The 15,822-nt window shown below is 70.0% G+C and carries 14 protein-coding genes; 5 read left to right on the top strand and 9 right to left on the bottom strand.

The genetic code is table 11. From position 1 onward, the window contains the following. Positions 1–159: 159 nt before the first annotated feature. The gene (gene rraA, locus ACZ8ZB_RS28365) at positions 160–669 is read right to left on the bottom strand and encodes a ribonuclease E activity regulator RraA (RefSeq protein WP_470740457.1); all 510 of its coding nucleotides are present in this window, start codon (positions 667–669) and stop codon (positions 160–162) included. Between the two features lie 185 nt (positions 670–854). On the opposite strand from rraA, the gene ACZ8ZB_RS28360 reads away from it, so the two are divergent. The 5 genes from ACZ8ZB_RS28360 to ACZ8ZB_RS28340 all read left to right on the top strand — a co-directional run bounded on the left by ACZ8ZB_RS28360 (position 855) and on the right by ACZ8ZB_RS28340 (position 8,741). Then, a complete protein-coding gene (locus ACZ8ZB_RS28360; RefSeq protein ID WP_106411711.1) occupies positions 855–1,733 on the top strand; it encodes a GntR family transcriptional regulator in 879 nt (292 codons plus the stop codon). A 153-nt stretch (positions 1,734–1,886) separates the two neighbouring features. Further along, positions 1,887–4,547 carry an aconitate hydratase AcnA gene (gene acnA, locus ACZ8ZB_RS28355; RefSeq protein ID WP_470740456.1) on the top strand — a complete coding sequence of 887 codons (2,661 nt, stop codon included), beginning with the start codon at positions 1,887–1,889 and terminating at the stop codon, positions 4,545–4,547. Positions 4,548–4,663: 116 nt separating this feature from the next. Continuing rightward, positions 4,664–5,836: an ABC transporter substrate-binding protein gene (locus ACZ8ZB_RS28350; RefSeq protein ID WP_106411713.1), complete on the top strand. Its 1,173-nt coding sequence runs from the start codon at positions 4,664–4,666 to the stop codon at positions 5,834–5,836. A gap of 57 nt (positions 5,837–5,893) precedes the next feature. Continuing rightward, positions 5,894–7,663 carry an ABC transporter permease gene (locus ACZ8ZB_RS28345; protein ID WP_470740455.1) on the top strand — a complete coding sequence of 590 codons (1,770 nt, stop codon included), beginning with the start codon at positions 5,894–5,896 and terminating at the stop codon, positions 7,661–7,663. After that, the gene (locus tag ACZ8ZB_RS28340; protein WP_470740454.1) at positions 7,656–8,741 is read left to right on the top strand and encodes an ABC transporter ATP-binding protein; all 1,086 of its coding nucleotides are present in this window, start codon (positions 7,656–7,658) and stop codon (positions 8,739–8,741) included. Before ACZ8ZB_RS28345 ends, ACZ8ZB_RS28340 begins: the two co-directional genes overlap by 8 nt. Before the next feature lie 130 nt (positions 8,742–8,871). Here the strand turns inward: ACZ8ZB_RS28340 and ACZ8ZB_RS28335 are convergent, their stop codons facing one another. The 8 genes from ACZ8ZB_RS28335 to ACZ8ZB_RS28300 all read right to left on the bottom strand — a co-directional run bounded on the left by ACZ8ZB_RS28335 (position 8,872) and on the right by ACZ8ZB_RS28300 (position 15,636). Next, a complete protein-coding gene (locus ACZ8ZB_RS28335) occupies positions 8,872–10,254 on the bottom strand; it encodes a DUF3500 domain-containing protein (protein ID WP_470740453.1) in 1,383 nt (460 codons plus the stop codon). A 464-nt stretch (positions 10,255–10,718) separates the two neighbouring features. Beyond that, a complete protein-coding gene (locus tag ACZ8ZB_RS28330) occupies positions 10,719–11,108 on the bottom strand; it encodes an FCD domain-containing protein (RefSeq protein ID WP_470740452.1) in 390 nt (129 codons plus the stop codon). A gap of 273 nt (positions 11,109–11,381) precedes the next feature. Continuing rightward, the gene (locus ACZ8ZB_RS28325) at positions 11,382–11,624 is read right to left on the bottom strand and encodes a GntR family transcriptional regulator (protein ID WP_470740451.1); all 243 of its coding nucleotides are present in this window, start codon (positions 11,622–11,624) and stop codon (positions 11,382–11,384) included. A 51-nt stretch (positions 11,625–11,675) separates the two neighbouring features. After that, a complete protein-coding gene (locus tag ACZ8ZB_RS28320; RefSeq protein ID WP_470740450.1) occupies positions 11,676–11,972 on the bottom strand; it encodes an antibiotic biosynthesis monooxygenase family protein in 297 nt (98 codons plus the stop codon). 20 nt (positions 11,973–11,992) lie between these two features. Continuing rightward, the gene (locus tag ACZ8ZB_RS28315) at positions 11,993–12,451 is read right to left on the bottom strand and encodes a cupin domain-containing protein (RefSeq protein WP_470740449.1); all 459 of its coding nucleotides are present in this window, start codon (positions 12,449–12,451) and stop codon (positions 11,993–11,995) included. A 23-nt stretch (positions 12,452–12,474) separates the two neighbouring features. Further along, a complete protein-coding gene (locus ACZ8ZB_RS28310) occupies positions 12,475–13,845 on the bottom strand; it encodes an NAD-dependent succinate-semialdehyde dehydrogenase (RefSeq protein WP_470740448.1) in 1,371 nt (456 codons plus the stop codon). Continuing rightward, on the bottom strand, positions 13,845–14,405 hold the full coding sequence (locus ACZ8ZB_RS28305; RefSeq protein WP_470740447.1) for an isocitrate/isopropylmalate family dehydrogenase: 561 nt from the start codon (positions 14,403–14,405) through the stop codon (positions 13,845–13,847). Before ACZ8ZB_RS28305 ends, ACZ8ZB_RS28310 begins: the two co-directional genes overlap by 1 nt. Then, positions 14,341–15,636 carry a CitMHS family transporter gene (locus ACZ8ZB_RS28300; protein ID WP_106411721.1) on the bottom strand — a complete coding sequence of 432 codons (1,296 nt, stop codon included), beginning with the start codon at positions 15,634–15,636 and terminating at the stop codon, positions 14,341–14,343. The genes ACZ8ZB_RS28305 and ACZ8ZB_RS28300 overlap by 65 nt, the downstream gene beginning before the upstream one ends. Between the last annotated feature and the right edge of the window lie 186 nt (positions 15,637–15,822).

Here is a 15,822-nt window from a genome sequence, read left to right as displayed (position 1 = left end):
CGCCACATCCACGTCGGAGCACGCACCGTCCCGCTCGCCACCGGCACGCCTCGATGGCGCGGCGCAGAACCGTTGTTCGCAAGAGCGCGTCGTCGGACGACGATTCACTTCGCGACGTCCCCGAGCCGTCCACTGACAAGCCTGGCCCGCCGCGGCTGCTCACGCTGAAACAGACACCTGAGGGCCCTGACCGGCCGGGAGCAGTACCACCCCGTCCTCATCGGCATGCAGGACATCACCGACGGCGAACGTGACCCCGCCGAAGGAAACGGGCACGTCCACCGCTCCCCGCCCCGTCTTGTCCGCTCTGCGCGGATTGGTGCCCAGCGCCTGCACACCAAGCCGTATGCCGCCCAGTGCGACGCTGTCGCGGACGGCACCGTACACGACGACCCCTGCCCATCCATTGTCCCGGGCCCTCGCCGCCATTCGATCACCGAAAAGCGTGGTGTCGAGGGAACCGCCACCATCGACCACCACGACGGCCCCGTCACCAGGTGAATGGAGCAATTCGTGCAGCAAGGCGTTGTCCTCGCGACAGGAGACGGTCCGCACCGGGCCGGCGAAGGAGCGCAGTCCCCCGTAGGTGGTGAACTGCACGCCGCAGACACGCAGTCGGTGGCCGTACTGGTCGGCCAGGTCGGCGGTGGGGACGGGAATCGACTGCATCGTTGTAGGGCTGCCTCTCATTGCTCCTGGCTTCACAGAGGCGCGAATCAGCACCCCGGCCAAACTTTGCACCATCATGACGATAGATACAATCCCTTGACGAGAGAGAGTCCAGCGACCGCGCCCGCCATACCCGGACTCATAAGATGGGGCGTCCCCCATCCCCTTCCGAAGAGCGCAGACTGATGTCGCGGCCCAACCTGACCACCTCCATCGCCACCCGCCTGGTCGATCTCCTGCGCCGCAGCGGTCTGAAGGAGGGCGCGCACATCACCGAGCAGTGGGCGGCGGACGAGCTGGACGTCTCCCGCACCCCGGCCCGGAAGGCGATGCTCTTCCTCGCCGAGGTCGGCATTCTGAGGCGGGAACCGAATCGGGGTTTCTTCCTGGACCGTGACGCCGCCACCCTGACCGGGACGGATCTCGCGGCGGGCGCCGACATCGAGGAGGACGCGTACTTCCGGATCGCCGACGACTACATCGGGGGACGGTTCACCGGCCCGTTCACCGCGGCCGACATCAGCCGCGGCTACGGCCTGTCGGCACGCCAGGCCGACCGGGTACTGGCCCGCATGGAGTCCGAGGACCTGGTGCGCCGTAAGGCCGGTGGACGCGGCTGGGAGTTCCAGCAGGTGCTCTCGACCGTCGAGGCGCACGACCAGAGCTACCGCTTCCGCATGATCATCGAGCCGAACGCCCTGCTGGAGCCCGGCTTCACGATCGACCCCGAGGCCGCGGCCCTGCACCGCAAGCAGCAGGAGGCCCTGCTGCGCGGAGACATCCTGCTGCTGCCCCGGGCGGAGTTGTTCCACGTCAACGCCTCGTTCCACGAGATGCTCGTGAGCTTCTCGGGCAACCAGTTCCTCCTGGACGCCGCCCGCCGGCAGCACCGGCTGCGCCGCCTCATCGAGTACCGCCACCAGGTCGACCGCTCCCGCCTGGCCGGCCAGGCCCGCGAGCACCTGCACATGCTCGACCTGGTCGAGGACGGGAAGCTCGAGGAGGCGGCCGCCTTCCTGCGCCGCCACCTGGACAAGGTCCGCGTCATCAAGACGCAGCGCTGAGCACCTCACTCCCCGAGCACCCTTCCCCGCCATCGGGCCTTTTCGAGAATCCGACGCTCCAACGGTTGTATCAATCAGCGGCTTGAGACAATATGGGCCGCGCCCGGCGCCATGCGCCCGTGGGCTCCTCTTCCCGGAACGACAGCAGGGACCATGAGCACAGACCCTCGCACGGACCCCACCGCCACCGCCGTCCTGACCGTCGCAGGGCACTCGTACCGGTACCAGCCGCTGGCCGGGCTGCTGCCCGCCGAGCGGCTGGCCGAACTGCCGTACGCGGTCCGGGTGCTGCTGGAGAACGTCGCCCGCCGTTCCCCCGCCGCGCTCGGCGACGTACTCGCCCGTGCCCGCTCGGGCCACGGTGACTGCGAGCTCCCGGTGCACCCGAACCGGATCATGCTGCACGACACCACGTGTCTGCCCGCCCTCGCCGACTTCGCCGCCCTGCGCGACAGCGTCGCCGAACTCGGCGGTGACCCGGGGCGGCTGCAACCGGCCGTCCCCGTGGACCTGACCGTCGACCACTCGGTCATCGTCGAGGAGTACGGGCACCCCGACGCCGTCGAGCGCAACCTGCTCATCGACTTCCGCCGCAACAGCGAGCGCTACGCGTTCGTGAAGTGGGCCGAGCGCAGCCTGCGCGGCTTCCGGGTCGTGCCGCCCGGCACCGGCATCATCCACCAGGTCAACATGGAGGTCCTGGCCCGCGTGGTCTGGCGCGACGAGGACCCGGCCGAGGGCGGCCTGCCCTGGCTGCACCCGGACGTGCTCGTCGCCACCGACAGCCACACCCCGATGATCAACGCCCTGGGCGTCGTCGGCTGGGGCGTGGGCGGCCTGGAGGGGCAGGCCGCCATGCTGGGCGAGGCGGTCACCATCCCGTACCCGCGCGTGGTGGGCGTGCGTCTGACCGGGCGGCTGCGGCCGGGCGTCGGCGCCACCGACCTGGCGCTCACCCTCACCGAGCTGCTGCGCGCCAAGGGCGTGGTGGACCGGTTCGTGGAGTTCTGCGGCCCCGGTGCGACCACCCTCGGGTGGGCGGAGCGTGCCGCGGTCTCCAACATGGCGCCCGAGTACGGGGCGACCTGCGTCTACTTCCCGTACGACGACGAGACCGCCGCCTACCTGCGGCTGACCGGCCGCGACGAGGCACACGTACGACTGGTCGACGCCTACCTGACCGCGCAGGGCCTCAAGCGCACCACCGACCGGCCCGAGCCGCGCTACGACGACGTCATCGACCTCGATCTGGCGACGGTGGAGCCGAGCGTGGCCGGCCCCGATCTGCCCCATCAGCGGCTTCCGCTGTCCCGAGTGCCCGAGTCCTTCCGGTCCACCACCGCCGGTCGGCCTGCGCACACGACGGAGTTCGCGGAGCGGCTCCCCGAGGGGCCGGTCGCCATAGCGGCCATCACCAGTTGCACCAACACCGCCAATCCGACGCTGGTCGTGCAGGCGGCACTCCTCGCCGAACGGGCACGGCGGGCCGGGCTCACGGCGAAGCCGTGGGTGAAGACATCCCTGTCACCCGGCTCGCGGGTGGTCGAGGACTACCTGCGCGAGGCCGGACTCCTGGGCCCCTTGGCGGAAACCGGCTTCCACATCGTCGGCTTCGGCTGCATGACCTGCATCGGCAACTCGGGCCCGCTCCACCCCGAGCTGGAGCGGCTCGCCGCCGACGCCCACATCGATCCGGTGGCCGTCCTGTCCGGCAACCGCAACTTCGCCGGCCGCGTCAACCCGCGCGTCGCCCAGTCCTACCTCGCCTCGCCACCGCTGGTCGTGGCGTACGCGCTGGCCGGCTCGATCCTGCACGACTTCGAGCGCGACCCGCTCGGTACCGGCGCGGACGGCACCCCCGTGTTCCTGAAGGACCTGTGGCCCACCGATGAGGAGGTCGCCGCGCGCGTCGCCGCCTCCGTACGGCCCGAGATGTTCCGGACCAACGCCACCCGGCTGCGCGAGGGCACCCGGGCGTGGCACGAGATCGAGGCGCCCGACGGCGTCCGCTTCTCCTGGGATCCGGACTCCACCTACATCCGCCGCCCCCCGCACCTCACGGGCCTGTCCGCCTCACCGCCCGACCGACTGCGCGTCGAGCGGGCCAAGGTGCTGATGGTGCTGGGCGACGACGTCACCACGGACCACATCTCACCGGCCGGCGCGATTCCGGCGCGCAGCGCCGCCGGGCGCTGGCTGACGGACCGCGGTGTCGCCCGCCGCGACCTCAACCAGTACTCGACCCGCCGCAGCAATCACGAGGTCATGCTGCGCGGGGCCTTCACCAATGCGGCCGTCCGCAACCTGCTCCTCCCGTCGGCAGACGCCTTCACGGGCGGTCACGCCCACACCGCCGACCGCTCCGCCGTCCTGCCCGTCCACGAAGCCGCCGCGACCTACCGTGCCGCGGGCCATGATCTGGTCGTCGTCGCGGGCCGCAACTACGGTGCCGGGTCCAGCCGCGACTGGGCCGCCAAGGCACAGGCACTGCTGGGAGTGCGGGCGGTGATCGCCGAGTCGTACGAGCGCATCCACCGCAACAACCTGATCGGCATGGGCGTGCTGCCCCTGGAGTTCGAGAACGGCGACACGGCATCGGCCCACGCCTTCACCGGAGAGGAGGAACTCACCTTCGACGGCCTCGCCGACCTGCGCGTCGGCACGAACCGCGTCACCCTGTCCCTCACCCGGCCCGACGCCTCCCGCACCACGGTCCGCCTCCGGCTGCGCCTCCACTCACGCCAGGAACTCGCCTACCTCCGGCACGGCGGAATCCTGCCGTACGTAGTGCGCCGCGCCATCGCGGCGTCGTAACCGGACGGCACCGCGCCCGCCTCTTGCCCCCCCCCACGCCCACCGGCGTCACCCGACCCCGCCGGTCTCTCGAAGCAGCTGACAGCGTCGTCGCGCCCCCTACGAGAAGAGCCGCCATGTCCACCATCCCCCGCACACCCGCACCGGGACCATCGTCCAGCGCCTGCCCCTCCCGCCGTCACCTCCTACGGGGCGCCGCGGCCGTCGGAAGCCTCACCGCCCTGGGCGGCACACTCTCCGCCTGCACGGCCGACGAGGCGAACGCCGCCGCCCCACAAGCCCCCGCGTACTACCCCGCCTCCTACGACACGATCGTCGACGCCTCACGGCGGGAGCGGAAGCTCCTCATCTACTCGAACACCTCGCAGACCAACTGGCAGCCGGTCTTCGACGCGTTCGCCCGGCGCTACCCCTGGCTGTCGGACATCCGCGCCACCAACCTCGGCGGCTCCGCCGTCTACGAGCGCTACTACAGCGAATCCGCCGCCGGAACCTCCCCCGCCGACGTGCTGGCCAACAACGCGGGCCCCCTGTGGGGCGACTACGCGACCCGGAACACCGCCGCCGACTACCGCTCGCCGGAGAAGGACCACTTGCCGGACTGGGCCGAGCTGCTGCCCGGCGTATGGACCATGTCGACGGACCCGGTCGCCCTCATCTACAACCGCAAGACCCTCGCTCCGGACCAGTTCCCCGACGGTCTCCGGTCGCTGGCGGCGATCGTAGAAGCGCAGCCGTCCCGCTTCCGCGGGAAGATCGGCGTCTACGACCCGACCAACGCCTACGGCTACGCCAGCAACCATGGCTACACCTCGAACGTCGCGGGCGGCTGGGACACGTTCCGACGGCTGCTGCCTTTCGCCCACGCCGACCACTCCTCCGGCACGCTCGTGGAGAAGGTCGTCTCCGGCGAGTACGACTTCTCCATCAACCTCAGCGGTGGCGTCGCGATCCCGGCCGCCGAGCACAGCGGGGGCCTGCTGGGGTGGAGCTACTACGCGGAGGGCACCGTCGTCATGCCACGTGGAGTGTCCATCGTGAAGACCGCCCCACACCCCAATGCGGCCCGTCTCTTCCTGGACTTCCTGCTCTCCGCCGAAGGGCAGGCGGCGGTCGCCGAGGGCGGCCTGGTGCCGTACCGGCCGGACGTGCGCCAGGACGCCATGGACAGCTTGCAGGACATGCGGCGCAAGCTCGGCGCGGAGCGCGTCCATCTGTACCGGCCCGTGCAGGTCCCCGAGCGCGTGCAGGAGGCATACGTCGCGCGCTGGGAGAAGGCAGCCGGCTGAGCCGACCGCGCCCGCCCCAACGCCTCCCTGCCCCCGCCCCGTCCGTACGGAGTCGCCATGGCCATCCAGACACCCCAGGCGCCACCCGCCCCGTCCCGCACCCCGCGCGCGGGCGAGCTGGGCACGCCCCAGTACCGGCGCCTGTTCGGCGCCGGACGTGAAGTCACCATCCACTGGCTGACGTTCCTCGTCACCGCCGTGCTCGTCCTCGCCCCCGTCGTACCGATCCTCTACCAGTCGGTCCGCAACCAGCCCCTGTACGCGGCCGGCGGCGCCTTCACCCTCTCGAACTACACCCACCTGTTCACGTCGGCGGGCTTCGGTTCGATCATCCTCGACACGCTCCTCTTCGCCGTCCTGACGACCGTGTTCGCGCTCGCCATCGCGGTGCCCATGGCGATCCTGCTGGAGCGCACCCGCTTCCCCGCCGCCCGCCTGTTCGGCCAGGTGCTGCGCTGGCCCATCTACATCTCCCCGCTCGTCCTGGCCTTCGGCTGGATCGTCGTCTACGGGCCGGCCGGTTTCCTGACCAGCGCGGTGCGCGAGGGCCTCGGCTGGGTGCCCTGGAACCTTTACTCGCTGCCCGGCATGGCGTTCGTCGAGGCCGTCGCCCAGGTCCCCATCGCCTATCTGTTCTGCGCCAACGCGCTGGCCGCCTCGGACACCTCGCTGGAGAACGCGGCCCGGAGCGTCGGCGCGGGACCTCTGCGCATCCTGCGCTCGGTCGTGGTGCCGATGCTGCGTCCACCGATGCTCTACGCGGGCCTGCTGATCTTCGGCACGGCGATCGAGACACTGTCCATCCCACTCATCCTTGGCGAGCCCGCCGGCATCACCCTCTTCTCCAACTTCCTCTACGAGCAGGGCATCGACTCGATCAACCCGGACTACGGCCTGCTGGGCGCGGCGTCCACCTTCATGCTGCTCACCACCATCGGCCTGGTCGTGTTCCAGACGCGGCTGCTCAAGCACGCCCAGCGGTTCGTGTCGGTGCGCGGCAAGGCCACCCGCTCCGACCTGCTCGACATCGGTGCCTGGAAGTGGCTGGGCTTCGCCTTCGTCGGTCTGTACGTCGTCTTCGGCGCGCTGCTGCCGATGCTCGCGCTGATCCTGCGCGCGTTCACCTCGCTGCTCACTCCGCTGGTGAATCCGTTCGACCTGCTCACCCTGGACAACTTCCGTCTGATCTTCGACTACGCGCCCTACACCGAGTCGATCGTGAACAGCATCACCGTGGCCTTCGTGGGGGCGGTGGCCGTGACCCTGTTCGGCACGGTGGTGGTCCTCGTGGCACGCCGTTCCGACTTCCGCTTCGCCCGGCTCCTGGAGACGACCGCGCAGTCGCCGCACGCGGTCCCGGGCCTGATCGTCGGCATCGGCCTGTTCTGGGCCTTCACGTGGATGCCCGGCGGCGACCTGGTGCGCGGCACGCTCTTCGCGCTGATCATCGCCTTCGGCATCCGGGCACTCCCGTCGGCGTACGGCGCGATCTCCCCGGCGACCATGCAGCTCGGAGCCGAACTCGACAACGCCGCACGCGTCGCCGGCGCCGACTGGTGGCGCACGGTGTCCCGGATCATGCTCCGTCTCCTCGTGCCCGCGATGCTCGCCTCGTTCCTGCTCATCTGGACCCAGATGATCCGCGAGTACGCCCCTGCCATGTTCCTCGCCGGAGCCGAGTCACAGGTCATCGGCACCACTGCCATCGACCTGTGGACCCAGGGTGAGACCGGCTCCGTCGCCGCCCTCGCCACCCTGCAGATCGCCGTCACCGCCGTCGTCGCCGGCCTCGCCGGTCTCCTCCTGAAGGGGAAGAAGCATGCCTGAGCTGGTCGTCGAGAACATCAAGAAGTCCTTCCACGGGACCGCAGTCCTGGAGGACATCAACTTCACCGTCGCCGACGGGGAGTTCTTCACGCTGCTCGGCCCGTCGGGCTGCGGCAAGTCCACCACCTTGTCGTGCGTCGCGGGTCTGGAGACCCCGGACTCGGGCACCATCCGCGTCGGCGACCAGGTCTTCTTCGACGGCACCCCGCGCCACACGGTGCCCCCCGAGGGCCGCAATCTCGGCTTGGTCTTCCAGTCGTACGCGCTCTGGCCGCACATGACGATCGCCGACAACCTCGCACTGCCGCTGAAGCTCCGCAAGGTCGCCAAGGACGAGCGACGGCGCCTCATCGACGACGCCCTCACCAAGGTCGACATGGCCCACCTGCGCGACCGCTACCCCCACCAGCTCTCCGGCGGACAGCAGCAGCGCGTCGCCCTCGCCCGAGGCATCGTCTACTCCCCCGGCGTCCTGCTCCTGGACGAACCGCTCTCCAACCTGGACGCCAAGATGCGCGACCAAGCCCGCGTCTGGCTCAAAGACCTCCAACGCGAGGTCGGCATCACCACCGTGTACGTCACCCACGACCAGGTCGAGGCGATGTCCCTGTCAGACCGCATCGCCGTGTTCATGCACGGCCGCCTCCAGCAGGTGGGCACACCGACCGAGATCTACGAGACCCCTGCCACCCCCGAGGTCGCCGGCTTCATCGGCCGCTGCAATCTCCTGGAGGGGCGCGTGGATTCCACCGAGGGCGAAACCGTACAGGTCGAACTGGGTGAGACGGGCCAGCGCTTGAGGGTGGCCGGGGTCTGCTCCGCGGGGTCGTCCGCCACCGTGGGCCTGCGCTCCGAACGCATCACGCTCACCGACCGCGCGGACGCCCCGCACGACGGTGCCGTCAATGTGCTCCGGGCGAGGATCGAACAGTGTTCTTACACCGGAGCACGATTCGAGTACGAACTCAGCGTCGGCGACCTGCGCGTCCACGCCGAGAGCCCCGTCCGGCACACGGACGCCGAGATCAACCTGGTCATCCGCCCGGACGACTGCCTGCTGTTCCCGGCACAGGTCTGATCCGGAGCGCAGCACGCGGCCGGTCCCGGCGGGCATCGGCCTCGCACGACGCCTACCGGGACCGGGCTGCCCGCACTCCTGCGGCACGGGCCGTCAGAACGCTGCACGTCAGCGTCGCGGACGTCATGTGTCAGTGGTCGGTCTCCAGGTGGAGCTTGAGCAGGTCCACGCCGTAGTCACCGCCGTTGGGTGTGCGGATGATGGTGTGGATGTGCTGCTGGGTGGGGGTGCCGCCGCCCATGCCGCCACCGGCCGGGCCGCCGCTCGGCATACCGGTGGGCTGCCCGCTCGGCATGCCGGACGGCTGGCCGCTGGGGGCGCCACCGCCGCCGCCCATCTGGGCGTTCTCGCCGTAGGCCAGCGGGGACTGGGCGTCGTACTCGATGAGCACGACCGGGCTGTGCACCCGGTAGTAGAAGGCGGAGGAGTCCTCGCTCTCGCCGATCCAGTAGAAGTACGTGTCGTCGAGGTGGTCCTGCACCTCCTTCATCTTCACCGCGGCGTGGCCGTCGTCCATGTAGCCGACGTAGACGCCGACCAGGTCGAGCAGTTTCTGGCGCTGGACGGAGGTGAACTCCTTGGCGGCGAGTCCCTGGTAGGCCAGCTCCAGGTTGTCCTGGCCGGCCCCGGCGACCATGTTCGTGCCGCCCTTCTCGTCGGCGGAGATCACCTTCTTGCGCTGCGTCGAGGTCAGGGACCGCAGCAGGGCCAGACCGGCCTTGGTCTCCGGCTTGAAGAGGGTGATCTTCTCGCCGTTGTAGGTGGCCGAGGTCGGCTCCGAGCCCATGAAGGTCGGGGACATGACGACCTGGTCGCCGAGGACGAAGTAGTTGACGGCCAGGTGGTGGCCCTCGTACTGGAAGCCCCAGGGCTTGGTCGTGGAGGGGGTGCCCATGAAGGTGAAGTAGTAGTGCCCCTCGGTCAGCGTCTCCCTGCCGCCGCCGTTGTAGTCACCGAGGAAGGCGTTGAGCTTCATGATGTTGCGGGTCTGGGTCAGCCCGTCGGCCGACAGGGCCTTGCCGAGCAGGGCGTATCCGAGGCTCTGCTGCTTCTCGGTCAGATCGCCCATGCGGGCGCCCTCGCGTTCGTAGCCGTCGACGTTGCTCCAGGCCAGCCACTCGTCGTCGTCCACGTCGAACACGCACGCCCGGCGCACCGTGGCGCTGAGCCCGTCCAGGAACGCCTGCGCGGCCTTCACCACCGCATCCGTCGAGACACCGGTGGAGTGGATGGAGAACAGGTCGTCGACGACCTTGCCGTCGGTGGTGACACCCGTGAAGTCGGCGTACTTCACCTCGGTGGCGCCGGGGCCCATGCCCCCGGCGCCACCGGGCCCACCGGACGGCAACCCGCTCTGGGCGCCGCCTGACGCAGAGCCGCTCGTGTCGGACACTCCGGCGGAACAGCCAGTCATGGTCGCCACGGCGGCGGCACCGCCGAGCAGCAGGGAACGGTTCATGAACCAGCGGCGCGTGCGCTCGGTGGCGGGGGTACGGGGACGGTGTGCGTGCATGGACGTGACACTCGCCCAGGACCCTGATTTTTCCGTGAGGTCTTCCTGTCAGACGCCTATGAGATCGCGACGGTGACAGCAGTCGACGACTCCCTCAGCGCGGACCTCGCCCGCTCAGCGCGGTGGCACAGCACGCGCGTCATGAAGCTGCGGTTCATACACTCCCCCTACCTGGAAGGAACCGGAGCCGGCGGTCCGCTCCCGCGGCACGGGGATGGTGACCGGCTGGGAGGCGTCCGCGGCCAGGGCGGCGGACGCGGTAGAGCCGCTGAGGGACGCCGCGTGTGGCGGAGCCTGAACACGGCCATGCGGTCCCAGCCGTTCGCCCAACTGGCGAGGCCACGGGGTGTGCGCGGTATCGAGGTGGGCCCCGGACACGCACCGCTTCTCTCACCTGGAGGAGTTCGTCGAAGTCGGCCGCAGGAGAGTGTACCCAAGCCGGTCCCACCCCGCCGGGCACACCGTCAGTCGACGGTACCCGCCCTGCGGCGCGTCTTCTCCTGGCTCACGGACGACAGGTGTTCGCGCAGATAGGCCGACGCCTCGGTGCGTTCACCGGCCGGGAGAAGGTCGGCGATGCGCACGTGCTCGGCGCAGCGCAGGGCCGCGCGGTCGCGTTGGAGGGAGAGCCTGTATTCGATGAGGCGGCGCAGCCGGTCGACGCGGCGCAGGGAGTCGATGAAGAACGTGTTGTTGCTGCACGCCATGACGGCCTCGTGGAAGCGGCTGTTGAGGTCGTACAGCCGGGCGTTGCCGATGGTGTGAATCTCTCCGTCGACCAGTCGCTGCTGGGCACGGGTGGTTTCGAGGGCGTCGCGGTCCAGGACGAAGCCAGGTTCGAGCGGCGGGTTCAATGGCGAGCCGGAAGCGCTAGCTGTCCTGGTAAGCGTCCATCGAGGTGAGCATGGGCTGGAACTCCTAGCCGTAGCCGGGGAGCCGTTCGATCCAGCCTTCCACCCGCTACGTGGCGCAGGACGTGGGCGAGTTATCCGGGTGGGACGTCATAGCGGCGGGCGAGGGCGTTCTCCGTGATCCGGTCGGGGAGCCGGCCGTCGAGCCGGTCGGCCGCGATGCGCAGGTAGACGTCCTCGGTGGCGTCCGCGACCGGCGGGAGCGGGACGCCTCGGTCAAGGCCGGACCGGTGAGAACGACGGTGCAACCGCCCCGTTCGGCGGCGGCCACCACTCCATCGTCACCAGCAGATGCAGGGCCTGGCGGACCGGTGAGCGCGAGACCTTCAGCTGTTCGGCCGGGGCCCGTTCGACCAGGCGCGCGCCGACGGGCATGTCGCTCGACGCGCTGTACTCCACGATGCGGGCGGCCGTCCGCCGGGTGAGCGGGGTGGGGCCGTGGGCCCTGGGCGCTGTCATCCTCTGATGCCTCCGCGTGGGCCGAGACCCGGTCGGTCCCGGCCGCCGACGTCATGGTGCAAGGACGGAGCGTACGTGTTCGACCTGCGGCGGAGTCGCGAAGTGCGGTCCGGCCAGGGTCCGCCACTTGGCGAAGCCCTCGGAGGCGCGGAAGGCGACGGTGTGATGCTCGACGGTCTCCCAGCGGACCATCAGCCGGTAGCGCGAGGGGTGTTCGACGCTGCGGTGCAGGTCGACCCCGTCACAGCCGTCGGCCGCGAGGAAGTAGGGAAGGGCCTTGGCGACGGCCTCTTCGAACTGTTGCTCCTGGCCGGGGTGAATCTCGATCTGGGCGATCTCGGTGATCAATGGGTGCTTCTTTCTTGGTCTCAGCCGTTGTTCTGGGCGGCGGCCTTGGCGTGCTCGGCGTCTACCCGTGCGGTGACGCCGGTCTCGACGATGGTGCGGGTGGCGTCGACGGTGGCGTAGATCCACAGGATGCGCATCGGCTCGGTGGCGGAGGCGTTGCGGAAGCGGTGGGGCATGCCGGCGGGGACGTAGGTGGTGTCGAAGCGGGTGACGTGGTGTTCGGTGCCGTCGATCTCCACGATGGCGTCGCCTTCGAGGATGGTGACGCTCTCCGGGCAGTTGTGGGTGTGCAGGGCGATGCCCGCGCCGCCGTCGAAGAGGGTCTGTCCGGTGAGGAAGACTTCGGCTCCGGTCGCCTTGGTCACCAGGGGGATCGTTCGGGCGCCGCCACCGCGGCTGAAAGCGGTCAGTTCGGCCGGTCGCAGCACGGCGGGCGGGAAGGAGCTGAAGCAGGGCTGGTCGCATGGGTGGTCGTGCACGGTGTTACTCCGGGTGGGGGTGGTCAGGCGGCGGGGCCGATCCAGACAGTCTTGGTGTTGGTGAACTCGCGAATGCCCTCGGCGCCGAGTTCGCGGCCGTAGCCGGACTTCTTGATACCGCCGAAGGGCAGCCGGGGGTCGGAGGCAACCATGCCGTTGACGAAGACGGCACCGGCGTCGATGACGCGGGTGAGCCGGCGGGCGCGCTCCAGGTCGGTGGTCCACAGAGCGGCGCCGAGGCCGTACTCGGTCCGGTTGGCCAGCGTGATCGCCTCGTCGGCGTCGGCGACGCGGGTAATGGCGGCGACCGGGCCGAAGGTCTCCTCGTCGAAGGCGGCCATGCCGGGGCGGACGTGGTCGAGGACGGTGGGCGGGTAGTAGCAGCCCGGGCCGTCAGGGACCTCGCCGCCGAGGACGAGAACAGCGCCGGCGTCGACGGTGCGACGGACCTGGTCGTGCAGGATGTCGCGGAGATTGGCGCGGGCCATCGGGCCGATCGCCGTCTCGGGGTCGGTGGGGTCGCCGACCTTCAGTTCCGCGGCGGCGGCCGTGAAGGCGGCGACGAACGCGTCGGCCACGGCCTCCTCGACGATGAACCGCTTGGCGTTGACGCAGGACTGGCCGACGTTGACGTACCGGGCCTTGACGGCAGTGGCGGCGGCGGCCTCGACGTCGGCGTCGGCGAGCACGACGAAGGGGTCCGAGCCGCCGAGTTCGAGGACCTGCTTCTTCAGCACGGCCGCGGCCTGGGCCGCGACGATCGCACCGACCTCGGTGGACCCGGTGAGCGTGACCGCCGCGACGCGCGGATCGGCGATGATCCCGGCGACCTGGTCGACCTCGATGAGCAGGGTGCGGCACAGGCCCTCGGGGGCGCCGGCCTTGCGGACGACCTCCTCGACGGCGAGGGCGCACTGCGGGACGTTGTTGGCGTGCTTGAGCAGGGTGCCGTTGCCGGCGGCGAGGGCGGGGGCGGCGAAGCGGAAGAACTGCCAGAAGGGGTAGTTCCACGGCATGACGGCGAGGACGACGCCGAGCGGGTCGTAGACGACGGCGCTCTCGGTGGCGTTGGAGGCGACGGGTCGGTCGGCGAGCTGCTCGGGGGCGTGCTCGGCGTAGTACTCGCAGGTCATCGCGCACTTCTCGATCTCGGCGCGTGCTTCGGTGATCGGCTTGCCCATCTCGGCGGTGATGAGCGTCGCGTAGTGGTCCTTGCCGTCGCGCAGGACGCGGGCCATCTCCCGCAGCAGGGGGGTGCGGTCGGTGATGTCTCGTCGGCGCCAGGCGGCTTGGGCGTCGGCCACCGCGTCGAGGATGCCGTCGACCTCCTCGGCGGACTGCGGGGTGTAGCGGGCGAGCTCGGTGCCGTTGGCCGGGTCGGTGGAAACGATCATCAGGCGGTCTCTCCGGTGTGCTCGATGGTGCGGCGGATCTCGGCGGCGAAGTCGGCGGTGCCGAGGGTGCCGCCGATGTCGCGGGTGCGGGTGGCGGGGTTGTCCAGCACGGTGCTGACCGCGCCGGTGATCAGGGCGGCGGCCCGCTGGAGGCGGTCGTCGCCGTCGCGTCGGCCGCGCCAGTCCAGCGGCATCGCGGCGGACAGGATCAGAGAGGTGGGGTTGGCGACGCCCTGGCCGGCGATGCCGGGGGCGGAGCCGTGCTGGGCCTGGGCCACGCACAGGGTGTCGGAGGCGTTGGCCGAGCCGCCCAGGCCGCTGTGCGTCGCGGTGACCGGGGCGGTCTCGGCGGGGCGCAGTCCGACCCGGCGGCGACGAAGGAACCCGTAACGACCCTCGCACGGACCGTCAGGACGCAGGTGAGCGGGGCACCGGCGAGAAGCCTTCGACCAGGGTCTGCCAGGGGGTCTGGGGGACGAAGGACACGCACACGGCTCAGGTGATACTGATGGCGCCGGTGAGAAGGGCGAAGGCGATGTAAGCGAAGGAGACCAGGACACCCCAGCGCAGGGCGTGCTTCTGGAAGTCGCCCAGTTCCGCCTTGACCAGGCCGAGGAGGACCCACAGGGGCGCGCTGGTGGGGCCCATCATGTGGAGGATCTGGCCGATGGCTCCGGCGCGGGCGATCTCATTGGCCGGGATGCCGTAGTGGGCTGCGGATTCGGCGAGGACGGGGACCACACCGAACCAGTAGCCGTCGTTCGACATGAAGAAGCCGAGGGGAAGCGCGAGGACCGCAGTGAACAGCGGTATGACGTTGCCCCAGCTGTCGGGGACGATCGACAGCGCCGCGTCGGCCATCGCCTTGATCATGCCGGAGTCGGTCATGATGCCGGTGAAGACGCCGGCGGCCAGGACGAGGATCATCACCGGGACCGCGTTCGCGGCCTGGCGCTTGATGAGGTCCTGCTGGTCGCCGATGGAGCGGATGTTGACGAGCAGGGCGATGACGAAGGCGACCATGAACAGCACCAGGAGGTCGGCGACCTCGGCGATGAGCAGGACCATCAGGAGCAGGGTGAGCGCGGCGTTGAACCACAGGCGCCAGTCCACCTTGATCGGCTCGAACGCCTCGCCGGAGGCGATCTCCAACTTGTAGGCGGCCAGCTTCTCGGCGTCGATCTTGTGGCGTTCACGCAGGCCGAGCCAGTAGGCGACGGCGATGATGGCCAGGCTGGTGAGGGCCATGGGGCCGATCATGTGGACGAAGTACTCGCTCGCGTTCAGGTGCAGGACGCTGATGCCGCGGGTGGCCGCGCCGCCCCAGGGGGTGGTGCCGGAGATGGTGCCCAGCGCCATGGCGGCCAAGGTCGCCAGGATGAGGGGGTTCATCCCCAGGCGTCGGTAGATCGGCAGGAACGCCGAGCAGACGATCATGTAGCTGGTGGTGCCGTCGCCGTCGAGGGCGACCAGGAGGGCGAGCACGGCGGTGCCGACCACGATGCGGACCGGGTCACCCTTGGAGGCGCGGACGATGGCCTGGACGATCGGCTCGAAGAGTTTCACCTCCATCATCAGGCCGAAGTAGAGGACGGCGAACAGCAGGAGGGCGGCGGTCGGCGCGACCGTGTCCAGCCCGTTCATGATCATGTCGCCGAGTTGGCCCCCCTTGCCCGCGATGACGGCGGCGACGAGGGGGGTGAGCATGATGGCGGTGAAGGCGGAAAGGTACTTCCGCATCACGAGCAGCATGAAGCTGCCCAGGGTGGCGAAGCCGAGGACGGCGAGCATCGTTGCTCCTTGCTCCTTGGGGCAGGACTGAGGGCCGCCGGTCGGGCGGCGGCGCGGAACGGCGCGTGAGGTCAGTGCGTGTCGGTTCGGGTGGCGACCGGCAGCGCACGCAAGGCCGTACTCGGCTCGTGCGTCGGGTCGGTCATGGTACGTGCGGCTCCTGTACGGCGGGCTGGGCGGGCGCAC

Source organism: Streptomyces sp. 12E, from assembly GCF_055633275.1.
The sequence above is the reverse complement of the archived record's forward strand: the minus strand, read 5'-3'. Positions and strand labels throughout refer to the sequence as shown.